The sequence below is a fragment of the Bradyrhizobium sp. STM 3566 genome (genome assembly GCF_045571445.1).
GTDB lineage: Bacteria > Pseudomonadota > Alphaproteobacteria > Rhizobiales > Xanthobacteraceae > Bradyrhizobium > Bradyrhizobium vignae.
Window position 1 is genome coordinate 2,192,746 of sequence record NZ_CP120692.1, and the last position, 17,093, is coordinate 2,209,838.

Annotated in this window: 15 protein-coding genes and 1 tRNA gene; 11 read left to right on the forward strand and 5 right to left on the reverse strand. The window is 60.1% G+C overall.

Going from position 1 to position 17,093, the window contains the following annotated elements; translation table 11 throughout:
- Window position 1 precedes the first annotated feature (1 nt).
- The 5 genes from P6U27_RS10420 (at window position 2) to P6U27_RS10440 (ending at window position 3,479) form a co-directional block, all read left to right on the forward strand.
- The gene (locus P6U27_RS10420; protein ID WP_407193991.1) at window positions 2–1,000 is read left to right on the forward strand and encodes an NAD-dependent epimerase/dehydratase family protein; all 999 of its coding nucleotides are present in this window, start codon (window positions 2–4) and stop codon (window positions 998–1,000) included.
- Window positions 997–1,773 (forward strand): SDR family NAD(P)-dependent oxidoreductase, encoded by a 777-nt coding sequence (locus tag P6U27_RS10425; protein ID WP_407193992.1) that lies wholly within the window; start codon window positions 997–999, stop codon window positions 1,771–1,773. Before P6U27_RS10420 ends, P6U27_RS10425 begins: the two co-directional genes overlap by 4 nt.
- A 17-nt stretch (window positions 1,774–1,790) precedes the next feature.
- Window positions 1,791–2,546 (forward strand): amino acid ABC transporter ATP-binding protein, encoded by a 756-nt coding sequence (locus tag P6U27_RS10430; protein ID WP_129145294.1) that lies wholly within the window; start codon window positions 1,791–1,793, stop codon window positions 2,544–2,546.
- A 394-nt stretch (window positions 2,547–2,940) separates the two neighbouring features.
- Window positions 2,941–3,041 (forward strand) — tRNA-Ser (locus tag P6U27_RS10435).
- A 246-nt stretch (window positions 3,042–3,287) separates the two neighbouring features.
- On the forward strand, window positions 3,288–3,479 hold the full coding sequence (locus P6U27_RS10440; RefSeq protein ID WP_407193993.1) for a hypothetical protein: 192 nt from the start codon (window positions 3,288–3,290) through the stop codon (window positions 3,477–3,479).
- A 428-nt stretch (window positions 3,480–3,907) separates the two neighbouring features.
- On the opposite strand, the gene P6U27_RS10445 is transcribed toward P6U27_RS10440, so the two are convergent.
- Window positions 3,908–4,123 (reverse strand): hypothetical protein, encoded by a 216-nt coding sequence (locus P6U27_RS10445; protein ID WP_122402096.1) that lies wholly within the window; start codon window positions 4,121–4,123, stop codon window positions 3,908–3,910.
- A 694-nt stretch (window positions 4,124–4,817) separates the two neighbouring features.
- Between P6U27_RS10445 and P6U27_RS10450 the strand changes: the two genes are divergently transcribed.
- From P6U27_RS10450 to P6U27_RS10460, 3 genes are all read left to right on the forward strand, one after another.
- Window positions 4,818–5,063 (forward strand): hypothetical protein, encoded by a 246-nt coding sequence (locus tag P6U27_RS10450; RefSeq protein ID WP_407193994.1) that lies wholly within the window; start codon window positions 4,818–4,820, stop codon window positions 5,061–5,063.
- 114 nt (window positions 5,064–5,177) lie between these two features.
- Window positions 5,178–6,320: a PqqD family peptide modification chaperone gene (locus P6U27_RS10455; RefSeq protein WP_407193995.1), complete on the forward strand. Its 1,143-nt coding sequence runs from the start codon at window positions 5,178–5,180 to the stop codon at window positions 6,318–6,320.
- Entirely contained in the window at window positions 6,298–7,383 is a 1,086-nt protein-coding gene (locus P6U27_RS10460; RefSeq protein ID WP_245163364.1) for a nucleotidyltransferase family protein, read from the forward strand. Before P6U27_RS10455 ends, P6U27_RS10460 begins: the two co-directional genes overlap by 23 nt.
- Before the next feature lie 130 nt (window positions 7,384–7,513).
- Here the strand turns inward: P6U27_RS10460 and P6U27_RS10465 are convergent, their stop codons facing one another.
- Window positions 7,514–7,897 (reverse strand): H-NS family nucleoid-associated regulatory protein, encoded by a 384-nt coding sequence (locus P6U27_RS10465; protein WP_122402099.1) that lies wholly within the window; start codon window positions 7,895–7,897, stop codon window positions 7,514–7,516.
- Window positions 7,898–8,620: 723 nt separating this feature from the next.
- On the opposite strand from P6U27_RS10465, the gene P6U27_RS10470 reads away from it, so the two are divergent.
- Window positions 8,621–8,989, forward strand: coding sequence for an H-NS family nucleoid-associated regulatory protein (locus tag P6U27_RS10470; RefSeq protein WP_122402100.1), 369 nt, complete (start codon window positions 8,621–8,623; stop codon window positions 8,987–8,989).
- A 55-nt stretch (window positions 8,990–9,044) separates the two neighbouring features.
- Here the strand turns inward: P6U27_RS10470 and P6U27_RS10475 are convergent, their stop codons facing one another.
- The 3 genes from P6U27_RS10475 to P6U27_RS10485 form a co-directional block, all read right to left on the reverse strand.
- A complete protein-coding gene (locus tag P6U27_RS10475) occupies window positions 9,045–10,511 on the reverse strand; it encodes an exopolysaccharide biosynthesis polyprenyl glycosylphosphotransferase (RefSeq protein ID WP_407193996.1) in 1,467 nt (488 codons plus the stop codon).
- A gap of 138 nt (window positions 10,512–10,649) precedes the next feature.
- The gene (locus P6U27_RS10480; protein WP_407193997.1) at window positions 10,650–12,728 is read right to left on the reverse strand and encodes a hypothetical protein; all 2,079 of its coding nucleotides are present in this window, start codon (window positions 12,726–12,728) and stop codon (window positions 10,650–10,652) included.
- 93 nt (window positions 12,729–12,821) lie between these two features.
- Window positions 12,822–15,155: an AAA family ATPase gene (locus tag P6U27_RS10485; RefSeq protein ID WP_245163363.1), complete on the reverse strand. Its 2,334-nt coding sequence runs from the start codon at window positions 15,153–15,155 to the stop codon at window positions 12,822–12,824.
- Between the two features lie 298 nt (window positions 15,156–15,453).
- On the opposite strand from P6U27_RS10485, the gene rfbC reads away from it, so the two are divergent.
- A complete protein-coding gene (gene rfbC, locus P6U27_RS10490) occupies window positions 15,454–16,014 on the forward strand; it encodes a dTDP-4-dehydrorhamnose 3,5-epimerase (RefSeq protein ID WP_209296598.1) in 561 nt (186 codons plus the stop codon).
- Window positions 16,015–16,028: 14 nt separating this feature from the next.
- A complete protein-coding gene (rfbB, locus tag P6U27_RS10495; protein WP_209296597.1) occupies window positions 16,029–17,087 on the forward strand; it encodes a dTDP-glucose 4,6-dehydratase in 1,059 nt (352 codons plus the stop codon).
- Window positions 17,088–17,093 lie beyond the last annotated feature (6 nt).

Here is a 17,093-nt window from a genome sequence, read left to right on the forward strand (position 1 = left end):
CATGGCCACGCTGATCACGGGTGGTGCAGGATTCATCGGACTTGCGCTGGCGGAACGTTTGCTGGCGGCAGGCCAGCGAGTCGTGCTGTTCGACCTGCCGGCGGCTCCGCCGCTCTGGCTGGCGCGGCCCGAGCTTGCGGGCGCAGTCTATGTCAGCGGCGATGTCACGGACCAAGCCGATCTGGACGCGGCGCTCGCTGCCGCGCCGATCGACCGGGTGGTTCACGCGGCTGCGCTGACACCGAACGAGCAGCGCGAACGCAAGGACGCTCGCCGGATCGTCGATATCAACATCGGCGGTACCGTCAACTTGATGGAGCGTGCGATCGCGCACGGCGGAATTCGACGTATTGTTGTGGTGAGCTCTGTTGCCGTCTACGGGTTTTCTGCACCTGCCCCCTCAGGCTGTTTTGAGGAGGAGATCAGTCATCCGGCGCCCGCCGCACTCTACGGTATCAGCAAGCTTGCGGCGGAACAGGCAGCGATCAGGATCGCGCATCTCCACGGCCGTGACACGCGGATCGTCCGGCTCGGCCCGGTCTATGGTCCCTGGGAATGGCCGACCGAGGTGCGCGATGCGCTCAGCCCGCATCACCAGGTCCTGCAGGCACTCAAATCTGGTCGCGAGGCGGTGCTGCCGCGCGCGATGCGTGCCGACTGGATCTATTCGCGAGATGCCGCCGCCGGTATCGCGGCAGTCGCCATGAATGAGGCCCTGCGCCATGCAGTCTATCACGTCGGTGGCGGTTGCCTGTCAGACCTGCAGGACTGGTGCCGCGCGCTGGCAAGCCGCTTTCCGGATTTCCGTTGGCGCTGCGCCGAACCGGGCGAGGCTGCCGGCATCATCTACAATCTGCCTGTTGACCGCGCGCCGATGAGCATTGCGCGTCTCGCGCGCGACACCGGGTTCAACCCTACCTATCCCGTGGACGCTGCGGCTGCGGATTATCTGTCCTGGATGGGTCTCGATTGCGCTGCATCATCGGGAGGCACGTCATGACGGGGCGGTTACTCGGCAAGTCCATCGTGATCACCGGCGCCTCGTCCGGAATTGGGCGTGCCATCGCGTGCCGGTTTGCGGCCGAAGGCGCGCGGCTGGTTCTCGCCGATGTCACCACCGATGTTCGCGAGGGCGGCGTGCCGACCATCGATCGGCTGCGGGCGGACGGCTACGAGGCGGAATTCATTCGCACCGACGTCTCCTCCGAGACCGACACAGGTCAGGCGGTCGCGCTCGCCGTGGAGAAGTTTGGCAGGCTCGACGGTCTGGTGAACAATGCGGCCATCGGCATCGGCAAGCCATTGCTCGAGACCAGCCTCGCGGAGTGGAACCGGGCGTTTGCGGTCAATCTCACCGGCGTCTTCCTGATGAGCAAGGCAGCGGTTGCGACGATGCTGAGGCAGGACGCACACAACGGCGTACGCGGACGGATCGTCAATATCTCGTCCCAGCACGGCATGATCGCCTGCCCGGAGGATATCGCCTACGGCACTTCGAAGTCCGGCGTGGTCTACATCACCCGGCAGATCGCGGCGGACTATGCGAAGCATCATATTGTCTGCAATGCCGTTGCGCCTGGGAAAATCGTGACCGGCAAGCCGGGGCGTGCGGCGGAGCCGCGCTGGATGGACTATTCCAGCAGCCGGACGCCGATGCCGCGCCTGGGCGTGCCCGACGATGTGGCAAACACGGCGCTGTTTCTGGCTTCCGACGAAGCCACCTTCATTACCGGAGAGAACATTCTCGTCGACGGCGGCTGGATGGCCGCATGACAGGCACGGAGACATCGATGACCCCCGATACTGAAACCGCAGCCCCCGTAATCGATCTGCGGGGTGTCAGCAAATGGTACGGCGCGACCCAGGTGTTGAAGGGGATCGATTTTTCCGTGGCACGGGGCGAGCGCGTGGTGGTGTGTGGTCCCTCCGGCTCCGGCAAGTCGACCATGATCCGCTGCATCAATCGGCTGGAGGAGCATCGGGACGGAAGGATTATCGTGAATGGGGTGGAGCTTGACCACTCCACCAAGAACGTTGACCTGGTCCGCCGCGATGTCGGGATGGTGTTTCAGCAGTTCAACCTGTTTCCACATCTGACTGTGCTGCAGAACCTGATGATCGCGCCGGTCAAGATCCGCAAGATCCCCAAGCCGGAAGCCGAAGCAACGGCGAGGCAGTTTCTGGCGCGGGTGCGGATCGCCGAGCATGCGGACAAATATCCGAGCCAGCTGTCCGGCGGACAGCAGCAGCGCGTCGCGATTGCGCGAGCACTTTGCATGAAGCCGAAGATCATGCTGTTCGACGAACCGACGTCAGCGCTGGATCCGGAGATGGTCCAGGAGGTGCTCGACGTCATGGTTTCGCTCGCGCGTGAGGGAATGACCATGGTATGCGTGACGCACGAGATGGGATTTGCCCGCACCGTTGCGGACCGGGTGGTGTTCATGGACGCCGGCCTCATTGTCGAAGAGGGATTGCCTCAGGAGTTCTTCTCGAATCCCAAGCACCAGCGCACGCGCGCATTCCTGAAGCAGATTATGCACTAGTCACAAGGTGGGAAGAAGCGCGATGGCTGCTGCTGTCCTGCCATGGAAACAGCTTCTTCCTTCGACTCAAGCTTCGTGGCTCTGCGTATGTCACTAAGGGCGAAGAGCTAAGTTCCGCTAAGCGTCATGCGAAAGATTGGATGCAGGTCTGGCGGATGTGGGGAAAGGCGGAAGCGCTCCACCGTCTCGAACCCCGACAGACAATTGCGTGACGCCTCTCAATACGGTCGTCCTCGCGACGCGAGGTGTTTTGGTCCTGTCTCCGCTTGGATAGCGCGAGTAGTGCGCAGCCCGAACTAGATGCCAAGTTTCTCCGGGACAAATGTCCTGACCACGCGGACAATGGGTAGTGCAACGAGGCCCATGATCGTGCGACGAATGCCCATCTTCGGCCGGATAAGCCCAGTGGTGCGACCAATAAGTCATTGATTGTACTCACCCCGCGGCTGACTCTTAATCAGCGGGTCCCAGGTTCGAGCCCTGGTGCGCCCACCAGATTTTCTGATAATTCAATAGCTTGCAACGTCCCTCTGGCGACCTGCGGTTCGTCGGCCACTTTGGGTCACGCAATGGCTCCGCGGAAACTCTGGCCAATCTGGGAATGGACTCAAGGATTAGATTTCGCGCGCTATCGGTACTCTCGGGCCGCCGAGGTGCCGGCTCGCCGCAATCGAATCCTTGCGCGCCACCGCAAGGAAGGGGGCGATAAGATTCTCGAAACCTCTCGTCACGAGCGCCACTGTGGGACGCCTTATCGAGCTCTATCTGAAAGAGGACGATGGGCTTGCCGATCTCCAAGGCTCCATCAATAGCATGATGGTGGACCAGCCAGGCATCAGCCGCTCCATTCGGCTCGACGAAAATTTTGAGGAGTATCGCGAATACATCGCCGATCCCGACGCCCTCAACGGAGAATATGACGCTCGCAGGTGATCGCTGTCACGGGCGCACTCGCGTGCGATAGCTCGTTGCTCGGAGCCTTCGCGCGCGCGACGCCGACGCTGATCGTCGTCTTTCTCGGGCGCGCCGCGCTTCCGCCCTTCGAACTTTCTCCCGGAGCCGCTGCAATTGAGCGAGCAGGCTAACGAGCTCGATTGTTGTATGACGCAGAACTGCCAGGCTGCAAACCCCACTACTCACTACAAACACCCCCAAACAGGCCCTTGTCGAATCCGTGACGGGAAGCTCGGATTTGTGATGACGTGCCAATGAGGTCTAAGCGATGGGTGCTCGGGCCGTCCGTTCGCTTTACGACGATACGCGGAAATAATTTCGCGCATTATCTTGCTGCGTCGCAACAAGATGCGTGCATCGGAAAATGAGAATTTGGGCGCCTCTCTGAAACGGGCTCTTCGTTTGGCTCAGCACGAGGGAGCCGCTCCAAGGATCTCCGCCGTCCGGACAATTGGCTCTTCGACCCAGGCCTCGCGGGCGAACCAGTTGTGATTGGCCTGACAGATCGGACAACGAGTATTGCCGAAGAACACGATGCTCCGCAGGAAAGTCTCACGATCGGATTTGATGCCGGTGGGAATCGCGCGACCGGTTTGCGGACACTTGACCATGACCATGCCCATACGAGCCTCCCTGAAACACGTATTTGTCGAGTAAAAGGGCCGGTCGGCTGGAGCGCGCTCTCGTCGGTGCGGGTGACTTGGGGGGGCATCGCACCTGGGGTCGTTGTTCGAGCAAAGGGCAGCTTGCTCGTGACGACGCTTCTCCAACCGACCGGATTCCTGCTTGGCGATTTCTTGGGATGCCGCCGGCTTCGTGCGGCAACGCTGAATGGTGCTGCGATCTCAACCGAAAGCTTCTGGAAGGCCCCTGACAATTGTCTTGTGGAAGTGCCTGAGACTTCGTGCGGAATGGTCCGCTCGCGACGAAACCATTTTCTTCCTCTCGACGGACGGATCGGCCAATCGCATCACTCGTTTCACTCCCCACTGCGTAATTCGTTAATATTCTCTGTTTGCATTTAATGTGCAAATTAAAATTTGCTCTGTCGGTCTGATTTGCGACTCTCGGCAGATTTATTTTTTTGCGCGGCGCGATGCATTGCTGAACCCATCAGTGCCTCTCCCTTAGGCTTCAGCAGCCCTATCCTCGATGGCGGTTCTGTGCGTGCTGCGGTTTGTGCGCGGTATTGAATGGTCGCGCGAGGTTCAAATGTGAAACAAATTTTGATTGTAATCTAAATATATAAATCTCGTTGTTAATTGCTGCCGATCACGTAAGCTAAACTGGTCCAAGTTTCTTCGGCTGGAGGAGACGATGTGGGAATTAATTCTTAACGGGCCCGACCTCACCTCGGAGACACCGCAATTGGCTCAGATGCGCGCGGAGTTGGTAAGCATTGGCGAGAAGGAGCGCATTCTGAGAGAGCGGAGTGCCGATCGCGAAGCTTATCGGTACCTCTTGGACGCTCATCGGTTGATCGCGAAAGCGAGCCTTCTTGGAGAGCAGGTGTTGAAGATTTCTCCGCAAGAAAGGGGCGAGGACGGTCAGCTCGCGGCATGACCGACTGGATTGTCATTTCGAAAGCGCAGGCGAAGGCCGTCCGTTTGTCGGGCGCCGCCAAAACAGCGCATCCCGGACGCTGTCGCCGCCTCGCCGGTGCAGGGCGAGGCAGATTTGTTCACATTGGTTGAAGTCGTGCTGGAAAGATCGTCGGCAGAGATGGTGTTGAGACCGGCCCCGGATGCAGTGTTTGCGCTGCTTGACGGTCGATCAATGCTGTTCAGCGAGGCAGGGCAGAAGATCTTTGAACTCGACCGGGTAGGGGCATTCATTTGGTGTAAGTTGGCGCAAGGCGCCTCTCTGCAAGACGTCTATCAGGGGCTTGCGGAGCTCGGCATTGACGAGCACACGGCACGCCGGTTCACGCGACAGGTCGTAAATGTCTGGATCGATCGAGCGTTGCTCGAAGTCGATTGGCGAATGCCGACCGATTTCGCCTTCTCGGCTAATCTAGGCCGGCACAGAATAAGCGTCCGAGCGGCAAATCGGGACCTCTTGAGGCGGCTGCTTTCGCCATTTTGTGTGTCGGACCAGGGTGGGGACGGCGACATCGCGATCGAGGCAATGATGCTGGACGAGCAGGTGCTCTTGCGCGCAGAGGATTCCAGCATCTCCAGATGTGACGTCGAAGCACTGGCTCCTACAATCAAAGCTCACGTCACCGAGCGGCTTATTCGAAGCAATCGTTGGGTCTTCTCCCTTCATGCCGCTTCCCTCGTGAAAGACGGCATGGGCCTGCTGTTGTGCGGTCAACCGGGAGCCGGAAAGTCGACCCTCACACTGCAGCTGGTGGACGCCGGATTTCGCTACGCCGGCGATGACGTCGCGCTGGTCGGCGCTGACGGAACGATCTGCGGAATCCCGTTTGCGATCACCCTCAAGGAAGGATCGTGGGACTTGCTCTCGCGACTACATGGCGACCGGTACGACGCGACGCATTGCCGCTCGGACGGCGTTCGGGTGCGGTACCTACCCATTGCGGATGCGCAGGACCAATGCGTTTCCGCAGGCTGGATCATCTTCTTGAACCGGGTCGCGGGCGGTCCGGCCGAACTGACTGCGATAGATCAGTTGGATTCGATGAAGCGGCTCATCGAGAACGCATTTGCCGCTGACGGAAGACTGTCGCAGACCGGTTTTTTCGCTCTAAAGCGGATTGTTGCGGGCGCGCGATCACTTCAACTCACCTACTGCGAGGCCGTGGAGGCTCGGCGCTTGCTCATGGAATTGTGCAATGGGTGCAATGGCAAGGCATAGCGGCGCGCTCACGAGCCTCTGCAATTGCTTGCGGGGCATGCCGCCCGCCGATGTAGAGTGGACGTCCGTCATCGGGCTCGCAAATCAGACCCTGACGACGCCGGCGCTCATCGACTTTGTCGACAAGTTCGCGTCGGTGCTGCCTCAGGACGTCTGCACATATATTCGCCATATCCACCGCCGAAACGTGCTGCGCAACGATCGGTTGCTCGCTCAACTGGAAGAGACCGTCGTCGCGATGAACGGCCTGGGAATTACGCCGATCATGCTCAAGGGGGCATCGACACTGGCGACCGCGCCCGAAGAGCGGCGAGGCGTTCGGCTGATGTCCGATCTGGATATTATGGTCATGCCGGACGAAGCCGGAACGGCAATCGCCGCTCTCTCCGCAATCGGCTACCATATCGAGCATCAAACCCCGCCCGAAAGCCAGAGATGGCACGTCGAGTTGAATCGGTTGCAGGACGTCGGGACCATCGACCTGCAGCAGGCAGCTCCAGGTCCCGCGTACCTCTACCGGAGCTTCGGGCATGCGCTGAACCATTGCGTCCCAGCGGCGCTGGGACGGGGACGTGTGTATGTCCCTACGCCCGCCTACCGGGCGCTCATGCTGATCATCCATGACCAATTTCAAGACTATGGTTACTGGCTCGGCGACCTCGACCTGCGGCACCTGATCGAATTACGCGATCTAAACAATTCCGCCGGGGGCCTCGATTGGATGGAGCTTACCTCACTTGTCCCGGGCGAATTGATGAGGAACGCGGTCGAAACCCAGCTGCTCGCTCTTGCTGAGCTGCTTGGCGTCGAGATTCCGCGAGCGCTGCGCTCCCGACTGATTCCCCGGCTGCAGTTCATGCGACAGTTGATGCAAGCACGCTTTCCGGCCACGCGCCTGCCCTTCCTCGCAATGATGGTGCTGGATCTCGGAAACTACCGAAAAGCGGCAAGTGGCGCCCAGCAAGCTGCCGCGCGTCCGCGTGGACCATGGTCCTTGCCGAGAGCGGGCACCGTGCAGTTCCTGTTGAAGGCGGCCGTGGCGGTGCGCGCAGGGAAGGTCTAAACCACAAGCGCTTTCGGTCGGCGCGTCCCCGGGCCGACGTCTTCAATCCGCCGCGTGCGGAGCCAGCTGGTAGCTCCCGATCCGTCGAGCCGAACGATCTCGCGCCTGCCGGCATTTGCAGCGGGGGCCATCAATGCTCGTGACCGCCGGCATTCCGGTTGGACGCTTCGCCGTTCTCGCGAATCCTGAACTCCTCCAGGGTGTGTCCTGATTGGAGCGCGGCGACCAGCCAGCGTGGCTGCTTGCCGCGCCCAGACCAGGTCTCGGTCGGTTTGAGGGGGTTGAAGTATTTCGGCACGACCTTCGGGTATTTGCGCCGGGGCGGCTGGCTCGGGCCCGTCCCCGTCGCCCCGCCCTCCGGCCCACCGAATTGATCCGGTTGATTGAGTTGCGCGAGGCGCTTTTCCAGCTCCCGCTTTTCGGCCGTGATCTTTTCAGCAAGAATCTTTGTTAGCTCCTCGTGGAGGAGCCATAGTTCTTCAAAATCCATGGCTTCGAGATCCTGCCTGTGCATAGCATTCTCGTCACCGTTGGACCGACGCCCTCCCTGCTTGTCTCTCACCCCGAATATGGCTTTTCGAGCGGCGAATAACAGACGGGACCAAGGCTGGTCTTTCAAATTGACGCGATAATAAATAAATAATATATTATTTAATATATATTGCGAGGATTATTTTCATCGATTTACCGAAGGCGAGAAAACCTTGCTGCAGGCTCGAAAAGAAACATCGGACATTATCGACTGCCCGCTGGTGCGTCTTCAGGCGGCGATCAGTCGGTTTGTCGCTCCCTCGGCGGCATCGACCGACATCCAGGCTTTGAAGCTGCAAATCCAGCTGCGACGGCTCGCTCTGAGGGACATCGCAGTCATAAGCTCGCGGTTGCAGCGGGCTGACGGCCGCATTTCGCCGGGATTATCAGCGAAGAAAGGCGGTCTTGCGCGCCGGTCATGCTCGCCGGGGGCGCGGCGCGGCAGACGGCTCTCACGCCTCGTTCAATGAGCCGTGCTTCGTTTGAAAAGGGGCCTCGGTGCCCGTAGGACGCGTGTTGTTACTTTGGCCGCTATTAAATTGAGCGGGATAATCCTTTTTTCAGTCTTGATTGGAACCGGCGACGCAGTTATGTGGAGCACCGAACTGCTGTTCGGTTCCACATATTTTTTTGGGGACTGACCCAGTCGGGTTCTTGATTACTCGGCCGGGACAATATTAAATGGGCGCAACTACAGGATGCTAGCATGTCGACCAAGAAGCTCGAACTAGAAGCGATGTCCATCGATGATCTATGGTCGCTTCATGAAGAAATTAGCGGCATTTTGTCGGATCGGATCAAGGCGGAAAAGCAGGAACTGGAGAAGCGTCTGGCGGTTCTCGGCGGCGGGATGGCCGTGTTAGCCGAAGCAAACGGGCCGGGCGTCTCTCCGAGCGGCAAACCGAGGCGCAAATATCCGCGCGTACTGCCGAAATATCGTAACCCGCAGACTTCCGAAACCTGGTCAGGACGTGGCAAGCGCCCACGTTGGTTGGTGGCCGCGATGAAATCCGGCCGTCGGATCGAGGAGTTTCGTATCGGAGAAGCGGCTCCGAAGCTTCGGCAGCGGGCGTGAGAACGAGCTGCGCCTGCGGACTGGCGCAGCTCGGCGCTTCGCGCGGAGATCGAGGCTAGTAGGCGTTGCGCCCCCGCAATACTTCCATGGGGGTTCGCAACAGGATTGCGAGATCCAGCTGAAGACTCCAATTGTCGATGTACCAGAGATCGTACTGTACACGTGCCTCGATCATGGGCGCGGTGGGCGTTGCGCCGCGGCAGCCGTGGACCTGGGCCCATCCCGTCAGCCCCGGCCTGACCTTGCGGCGAAAGGCGTAGTTTCGCACGAGCTTGTCAAACTGTCCGTCGTGGGCCAGGGCGTGGGGACGCGGGCCCACCAGTGACATACTGCCCTCGAGAACATTGAGCAGTTGCGGCAGTTCATCGAAGCTCGTCCGACGCAGCCATTTGCCCACGCGGGTGACGCGTCGGTCGAGAGGAGTGGCCTGAGCGATCACGTTGCCGTCCTCGAGCACATGCATGGTCCGGAATTTGCGGATCAAGAATGTCCGGCCGTTGAAGCCACAGCGCTGCTGTCGGAAGAATACGGGGCCGGGAGAATCCAGCTTGATTGCGACTGCAGCCAGCACAAGCAGCGGTGCAGATATCGCCAGCGCGAGCCCCGCGCCGACAACATCAATGATCCGCTTGGCCGCGCATTCGAGGGAGCTTAGGGGACCGCGCTGTAGTTCAACGCAAACGGCGCTTCCAAGGCTCCGAGTCGGATGTCGAAGCAGTTCGGATGTCGTGCCGACGGGCACGAACACGATCGGGAACGGCAATACCCGGAGATCGGCGACCAGCGCCCGGAGCTCGGGCCATCGCTCGGGACTGGCCTCGACCACCACCTGGTCGAGCGGAGCGTTGCGAATATAGTCGATCACGCGAGAAGTGAGCCGCTTTCGACCGGCAGGCCCGAAGCCGATCGGCGGCAGGCTGAATCGTCCCTTGACGCAATATCCGTGCATAGCCAGGGCCTCCGGCAGCCCGGCGTTCTTCGAAAGCGGTTGGTCGCTGATTAGAACGATATTGGTGCTAGCGAATTTTCTTTCGCTCAGACCCCTTATCAGCAGCGACCTGACCCCCCATCGCTCGGCCACAAGTAACGCCAGGCCGACGATGGCAAAGAGTGGGCCTGCTTCCTGAGATGCGCCCGGGCGAATTGCAAAGCCGTACGCAGCCCAAATCAAGAGCAACAGTGACGCCCAGGTCACGCAGACGGCACGAACCTGGTTCTTGAGCACGAGGAGCTCAATCGGGCGATAAAGGCCTTGAGCCTTCAGCACAGACGCCAGACAAGCTGCGCTCACCAGTGCCAAGCCAAATGCGTTGCCGAAGTCTCCCCCGGTCTGCCCGTTCTGGAGCCGGTACAGCAGCGTGGAGACGATGCTGGCAAACAGAATCGTCGCGATATCGGCACAGAGCGCAACGTGTTCGATCCGGTCATAACGCAGGGGCCATTTATGCCGGGATGCCGACGGCTCGAGACTGACACGAGCCGCATCATTCTGATCGGGAAGGTGTCGGTTCACGAAGTTCATGGCGAGGCACTCGGGATTAGTATTTAATCTATTGTTAATTTATTGAATGTATCAAGCGAAAATAACGTTATTTAAATATCGGTATCTCCCTGCCGCATATGCTCGGTCGCCTGTCCAGCGAGCGGAATACGTCGGAAGTTACCGCGCCGTCCCGCGGCCGGGTGGTCTGTTGGGCGGAGGAAGTTCCGTTCCGGGCGAAGGAGCCCGAATTTCCTTGCGCATGCTCTGAAGAGCGGCTGAATCCCACTCCGAAATCAGATTGTCCACCAAGCCCTTCCCGTCTGCCGACGCCGATTGATAGGCGGCAATAAGAGCGGGGCGGAGACTGGGTTGTTTGGTCAGGGCAATCCTGACGTCACGCTGCACCAGTTCACGCAGCTCGGGCTCGCTTGCGACCGAGACCTCGCCGAGAGCGACAGTCAGCCGTAGCGGAAGTAAGGCCAAATCGTTTGGTGCTGTGTAGTACGACAGCTTCAGCAAGGCCGCGACGTCATAGTCGGCCGATCTCTGCTCCCTCGAGAGCGCCGCGAGCATGAGCCAAAGATCGCCTCGTAGCGGCGAATACTGCAGTGCCCGTGCCAATACCATCGGCGCGGCCGGACCGCCTCCGATCTCCGGCCGTGACGCTGCCGCTTCATTGGCGGTGGGCTGCGACGCAGGAGCCAGCCTCCCCGCACGCAAATCGCCGTCGCCGCGGGGCGAGCTCGGAAGCGCCCTTAGAAGGGCTTCGCGTGCCGCTTCAACCGGCAAACGGCCCGGATACGACGGCTGGGCGAGCAGCCTGACTGTTTGCGCGATCAGAATCACTGCGATGGAGCCCAATCCAATACGCATCGATGCATTGGCAATCCCGTATGTGCGTGTTGGCGCACATGTCGGACGGGGATTATCCGGCTCACTTACGAGCCGCGTCGATTGCGACGGCAAGGCCGCAGTCGCTGCATCGCTTTGGCTTTGAGCAACCGCCAGTCCGAACATCGCGGCAGCCAACAGCGATGCGCCGAACTGGAGAATACCGTCCTCGACCAAGGCCAGCAGGGCCAGCGCAGCCGCAGCGCCGGACCCGACGGCCGCGTAGACGTAGTCACGCCTTCGCCGCAGGGAACATCTGAGCAAAGCCGCGGCGCCAAGTACCGCAAGCATCAACAGGACATAGAGAAAGGGGCGGCCCATTTCGATTGCGATGGCAGCGGCAGCCGTGGGGCGCTCTCGCGACAACGGCGCGCCGATATCGCGATGGATCGGCAGCAGTGCCGCGTACGTTCCTGCGCCGGACCCCGCCTGGCCGGCATCTTGCAACATCCGTTCAGTCGCCGCCAGGTTGTGTGCTGATAGGGCGATCGTGAGATCGGTATTCTGCCTCACCGGCAGCAGGGTGAACGCCGCCAGAAAGAGAATTGCAGCCGTGGCGAGCACGCTCGCCATTCCCCAAATCCCATAGAACCAGTTCTGGATCGCGAACGCGGCGAGAACGATTCCCACTCCGAGCAGTGCAGCTATGGCAGTTCTCGTCCCGTCTCCCCTGGCAAGGATCGCCGACAGGCAGAGAAGCGCTGCCAGGAGCGCGAACGACAGGGTGGTCGCCAGCCGAAATGAGAGTTGCTTGGCCCGGCGGCGCTCCTCGAAGGCACGGGCCAGCATCGCTGCAGACAGCACCAGCCCCAGCACTGCCGGTACTGCGCCGGTTACGGCCAGCACCGGAGCATCGCCGGGCGAGAGACCGTCCGATCCTACCGCCTGCCGCACGAGCAAGCACGCACTGACGATCGCCGTGACCGAGACCAACATGGCGAGGAGTTGCCACGCACGCTCTTTGTCCAGCGCGACGACGGTCGCGATGAGCGCGAGGGCGATAGTAGTACCGTAATGCAGGAATGCCTGCGCGGTTGCGCCGATGTCCACCGTGAGCCGTCCGGCAAGGGGGACATTCAATGCCGCCGATGCGGTTTCCCATATCGGATTGCCGAAGCCGTGGATAGGAATTGGAGCGAGCTGGAGGGTCATGTAGATCGCCGGTACAACGAGAACGACGAGGAGAAGGGGGCGTAACCGTCGTGCCAGGCGCGCGATTGTGGAAGATGAGGTGAAAACTGCGGTTGCCAGCACCGCGATCGCGAGAACAGCGGAGCATAGAGCTCGCGCTTGCGGGATCTCGGGCATTGCAAAAGCCACGGCGACGGACACCAGGAGTGCCGCCATCAGGAACCTGACGAGCATGCGACGCACCTCTCGGGCTTGGCGTTTGTCCGAATGTTCAGATCGGTAGGCTCTTCAGCGCACAAGTGGCGATGATGCACGGCGACAGGCCGCTCAGGAGCTCGAGAGACCATAGCGGACATAGTGACTGTCATCGTAATAATCGCTTCGGTGGGAGTCGTATCGGTTCATCGCCTTGATGTCGGTCTTGTTCAAGACTGCGCCGATCAGCGAGTCCGAGATCGTCGGGGCAGTGTGCAGTGCATGCTGTACGACGTCGATCTTCGTGCGTCCCCACTCGACGACGAGAACGTAACAATCGATCAGAGGAGCCGTGACCCGTACGTCGACAAGCGGACTCAGCGGCGGAAGGTCGACAATGACATAGTCATAGCTTTGCCGCAGGCGATCAAAGAGCTTGCATATCGCGCCGTCGGACAGAAGCTCGCTTGAATGAAGCACGGGCCCGCGCTGAACGGCCGGAAGAACGGCGAGAGCCGTCCTCGGATCCCGCCATACCACCTCCTCGAGTGAGCGATCGCCGTTCATGACTTCGATGATGCCATCCACGGCCTTGGGGACGAGACGGGCCGAGAGCGACGGATTCCGGAGATCGCAGTCGACTATGATCACCTTCTTCCCGCTGTGTCCGATAAGTTGCGCCACGGAAGCGGAAATCGTGGTCTTGCCCTCATTTGGCAGGGCAGAAGTCACGCCAATCACCTGGTTCGGCGTCTTTGCCGGGCTATGGTCGATCGCAATCTTGATCGCCCGGATGGCCTCAGTGTACCGAGAGAGAGGCATGCCCACGACGGCGCGATGAATGTCCGGAGCGGTCGGAAGTATTCGTTGATTCGAGTCTTCCTGCGGCTGTTGAAGCCGAGCCGCCGGCCTCTGCTGCCTGGGCAAACTCAGGATCGGCACGAGAGACAGGCACGGCAGTTCGAGCGCAGCCTCGAGTTGGGAGGACGTGCGGAAAACGCGGTCCATTACGTCTCGCACGAAGCCGAGGAGCAGTCCCAGCGCGAGCCCCCCCAGAAGTCCGAAGGTCAGCACGACCTTCGCTTTCGGTTTGCTCTTGGTTTGAGCGGCAGAAGCGGGGAAGATGATACGGGTCTCGGAGATCGGGAAGTTCTCCTGCTGTGCCGAGCCCATGTACTGCTGAAGGAAGGTGTCGTAGAGGCCCCGCAGGCTCTTCGCCCGACTTTCCAAATCCCTTATCGTCAGCTCCGCCGAGTTCGTGAGCCGCGACTGCGCAATGGCCACAGACAGACGTTTTTCGATCTCTTGCTGCCGCTGCTTTGCAAGTTCGGCCTCGCTGCGGCTGATTTCAGAGAGCCTCTTAACCTCGTCCAGAATGGAGACGCGATATTCACGCAGCCTGTTTCGGATGTTGACGACCGCCAGATGATCGTGACCGACGCGGGCGGATAGCTCGGCCTCACGCCTGGCGAGTTCGAGATATTGCTGGCGCAGCGACGTAATGATCGGACTGTTCATCGCGTCGGAGCCGATGGCATCCAGATTGCTGATCGAGGATGGTTTTGCCGGGTCGACACCAAGGAGAGCCTCATAGCGCGACAACTTGGCCGCGGCCTCTGAACTCTGCGCGCGGGCGGCGGCCAGCCGGGTGTTGAGCTCCGTGATCTGCTGCTCGTCGATCGGCTTTCCACCGGACGAAACGATGTTATTTTGAGATTTGTATGCCTCAACTGCACGTTCGGCGGTCAGCGCCTCCTCACCGAGAGTTCGCAACCGTTCCCGGAGCCAGCTTGTTGCCGTTCGAGTGGCTTCGAACTTCGCCTCGAGCTGATCATTGATGTAGGCTTTGGCAATTGCGTTCGCGATGTCCGCCGCCAGCGCTGGATCGCTCGAGGTGAACGCGATTTCGATCACGTGGCTATAGCCGACTCGACCTGCGGACAGGCGATCCAGAAAGTTCGCAATCGTGGCTTCCGAGGGCTGCTCTGGCGGAGCGGGTTGCGTACCTTCTGGCGGACTTGACCTCCATCGTTGCAGCCAGCCCAGCAACCATGACTGCAGCGGCCGCGACTCCCTAAAGTCCGGGTGATCCCACAGCTTCAACTGTTTGATCACAGCCGCAGCGGTCGCCTGCGACTTGATGATCTGCAGCTGCGTTTCGATCTGAGTAACGTCGACGATCGGTTCGGATAGAAGCGATTGTTTCTGAAGGAATTGCGCTCTTGGATTCTCGAACAGGACCTGAACCTGGGCCGTATAGGCCGGCGAGACCAGTCGTAGGTATATGAGGCTGGCGGCACCTGCGAGGACCGCGGTGAAAATGATGACGAGGTATTGGCGCCGTATAAATACGAACGCTAATTTAATGAGGTCGCCGATGCCCCCGGTGTTTTGTCGGTCCGACTGCATTTGCATGGCGGAAGGGAGGCGCGCCCCATCGGGCTGCAACGTATGGGTCTGAAGCATCGGACAATTCTCTCGGCTGTCGACGATCGCGCGGGAGCATCCCGCAGACGCATATTTGGATCCGCGATCGCATTTAAAATAATATATCCGATAAATTTTGTATTGCCAATTAAATCTGGCTCAGGCATTAATTGCCGAATAATTAATTTGGATTGATGGAAGGGTCCCCGATTAAACCCGATACTTTGTCGCGAACGGAGCGAAGCGGAACTGGTTCGCCGGAAGGCTCGGTTTGCAGGACATCAGGGAGATCGGTGACCGTCCGGGCGGATAGCGCCGCGTATCGGAGCGTGCGGTCATGCTGGAAGTGCGAAGTCTGGCGATTCCGGATGTCAAGATGGTCCGGTCGCAGCGCTTTTCCGACGCGCGGGGCTATTTCTGCGAGACGTTCCGCCGCTCTGCTTTTGCCGAAAACGGAATCTCTTACGATTTCATCCAGGACAATCAGTCCTGCTCCGAACGGGCTGGGACAATCCGTGGATTGCACTTCCAGCGGCCTCCCTTCGCGCAAGCCAAGCTCGTCCGCGTGTTGAGGGGGGCGATCCTTGATGTGGTCCTCGATCTGCGGCGCCGGTCGCCGACATTCGGCAAGCACGTCTCGGTCAAGCTGGATAGCGAGAGCGACGGGCAGTTGCTCGTTCCAAAAGGGTTCGCGCACGGCTTCTGCACGCTCGAGCCTCAAACCACGGTCTTTTACAAGGTCGATGAGGTCTACTCGCCGGACCACGATGGCGGCGTTTATTGGGCGGATCCCGAATTAGCGATCGAGTGGCCGGTGAAGGCCTCAGAGGCACAACTTTCGCCGAAGGATCGAGCGCTTCCCACTTTCAGCCAGCTTGCTTCAGTATTTGAATTTTGAATAGAGGACGTGTCATGCGTGTCCTGGTGACGGGTGGAGCTGGATTTATCGGGTCTGCGGTCTGTCGCCAATTGGTCTTGGAAGCGCAGGCCTCGGTCGTCAATGTCGACAAGTTGACCTATGCGGCCAATTTGGCATCGCTGGCATCCATCGAGGGTACCAGCCGTTATCGATTTGAGCAGCACGACATCTGCGATCAGGAGGCGATCACTCGTCTGTTCTACAAATGGGAGCCGAGCGGAGTCATTCACTTGGCAGCGGAGAGCCATGTCGATCGGTCGATTACCGGGTCGGCGGCGTTCATCAGCACCAATATCGTCGGCACCTATACTCTGCTGGAAGCAGCCAGGCGATATTACGACGGGCTTTCAAGCCAGCGGCAGAGACAGTTCAGGTTCATTCACGTGTCGACCGACGAGGTCTACGGTTCGTTAGGGCCGGCCGACTGCTTCCGGGAAGACACCCCTTATCGGCCGAGTTCACCCTATTCGGCGAGCAAAGCCGCCTCGGACCACCTCGCGCTCGCCTGGTACAAGACCTATGGCTTGCCGGTGATCGTGTCGAACTGTTCGAACAATTACGGACCGTTTCAATTCCCGGAAAAGCTCATTCCGCTGACGATTCTCAACGCGATCGAGTACAAGTCGTTGCCTGTCTATGGCGACGGCAGCAACGTGCGCGATTGGCTTCATGTCGAGGACCACGCAGCAGGCCTGATCAGGCTGCTATTCGAAGGCAGGGCCGGAGAGAAGTACAATTTCGGCGGCGACAGCGAGCGCTCGAACCTGGAGGTCGTCACCCGGATTTGTGACGCGCTCGATCGCTTGCGTCCAGGGCCGGCAGCGAGGCGATCGCTGATCTCGTTTGTGCCGGACCGTCCGGGACACGACGCACGTTACGCGATCGATGCGTCCAAAGCTCGCAGCCAGCTGGGATGGCGGCCGACCCGAAGCTTCGAGCAAGGTCTCGCCGACACGGTCGAATGGTATCTGGCCAGCGGCACCTGGTGGGCACGGGCTCGCAATATGGTCTACGACGGCTCGCGTCTTGGTCTCCCAGCCACCCAACACTGAGGTTGC

What these genes read in the sequence shown, in the direction of transcription:
- P6U27_RS10420 (WP_407193991.1), top strand. Translation starts at nt 2, where the DNA reads ATGGCCACGCTGATCACGGGTGGTGCAGGATTCATCGGACTTGCGCTG.
- P6U27_RS10425 (WP_407193992.1), top strand. Translation starts at nt 997, where the DNA reads ATGACGGGGCGGTTACTCGGCAAGTCCATCGTGATCACCGGCGCCTCG.
- P6U27_RS10430 (WP_129145294.1), top strand. Translation starts at nt 1,791, where the DNA reads ATGACCCCCGATACTGAAACCGCAGCCCCCGTAATCGATCTGCGGGGT.
- P6U27_RS10445 (WP_122402096.1), bottom strand. Translation starts at nt 4,123, where the DNA reads ATGGGCATGGTCATGGTCAAGTGTCCGCAAACCGGTCGCGCGATTCCC.
- P6U27_RS10450 (WP_407193994.1), top strand. Translation starts at nt 4,818, where the DNA reads ATGTGGGAATTAATTCTTAACGGGCCCGACCTCACCTCGGAGACACCG.
- P6U27_RS10460 (WP_245163364.1), top strand. Translation starts at nt 6,298, where the DNA reads ATGGGTGCAATGGCAAGGCATAGCGGCGCGCTCACGAGCCTCTGCAAT.
- P6U27_RS10465 (WP_122402099.1), bottom strand. Translation starts at nt 7,897, where the DNA reads ATGCACAGGCAGGATCTCGAAGCCATGGATTTTGAAGAACTATGGCTC.
- P6U27_RS10470 (WP_122402100.1), top strand. Translation starts at nt 8,621, where the DNA reads ATGTCGACCAAGAAGCTCGAACTAGAAGCGATGTCCATCGATGATCTA.
- P6U27_RS10475 (WP_407193996.1), bottom strand. Translation starts at nt 10,511, where the DNA reads ATGAACTTCGTGAACCGACACCTTCCCGATCAGAATGATGCGGCTCGT.
- P6U27_RS10480 (WP_407193997.1), bottom strand. Translation starts at nt 12,728, where the DNA reads ATGCTCGTCAGGTTCCTGATGGCGGCACTCCTGGTGTCCGTCGCCGTG.
- P6U27_RS10485 (WP_245163363.1), bottom strand. Translation starts at nt 15,155, where the DNA reads ATGCTTCAGACCCATACGTTGCAGCCCGATGGGGCGCGCCTCCCTTCC.
- rfbC (WP_209296598.1), top strand. Translation starts at nt 15,454, where the DNA reads ATGCTGGAAGTGCGAAGTCTGGCGATTCCGGATGTCAAGATGGTCCGG.
- rfbB (WP_209296597.1), top strand. Translation starts at nt 16,029, where the DNA reads ATGCGTGTCCTGGTGACGGGTGGAGCTGGATTTATCGGGTCTGCGGTC.